The sequence below is a fragment of the Methylobacterium ajmalii genome (assembly GCF_016613415.1).
Lineage (GTDB): Bacteria > Pseudomonadota > Alphaproteobacteria > Rhizobiales > Beijerinckiaceae > Methylobacterium > Methylobacterium ajmalii.
In genome coordinates this window covers 2,272-2,744 of the sequence record NZ_JACWCT010000169.1, presented here as the reverse complement: position 1 = coordinate 2,744, position 473 = coordinate 2,272, and the positions used below count along the sequence as shown (strand labels likewise).

Annotated in this window: 1 protein-coding gene; it reads right to left on the bottom strand. The window is 63.4% G+C overall.

Annotation, left to right across the window (positions count from 1 at the left end):
- Positions 1–441 (bottom strand): hypothetical protein (locus tag HPY23_RS34280; RefSeq protein WP_200649719.1); only part of this gene is annotated, 441 nt, incomplete at its 3' end.
- Positions 442–473 lie beyond the last annotated feature (32 nt).

Here is a 473-nt window from a genome sequence, read left to right as displayed (position 1 = left end):
GCCAGGATGCCCCTTGGCGTTGGGCCAGGTAACACCCTGGTCGACCGCGACGCCGGTGTTGTCCGTCCAGTGCAGCCCTTCGCAGTCGCCGCTTACGTAGCCGACGTAGCGCGCGAAGAAGACGTTGACGCCGGAGATTTTGCCATCCGAGCAGCCACCGCCGCTCTCGCCCGTGATGCTGATCGCGGCGCCCATATTGGCGCTCGGGAAAGATGTGGCGCCGCCGACATCCTTGCCGCGAATGTGGATGCCGTGAAAATCGAAGCCCCAGATATTGTAGGCGTCGATGCCCTTGCTCCAGTAGGTGGCGTTATTGCCGACGCCGGCAATCTCCACGTTGGTGATCCGCGGGCCCTTGAAGATGTTCGAGGTGGTGGCCCCGTAGCGCAAGGTGATCGCGGCGTTGCCGTTAATCTGGTTAGCGCTGGTGATGAGGCTCAAGCCGTCGATTGTGACGGGCCGCAGCGCGTCGC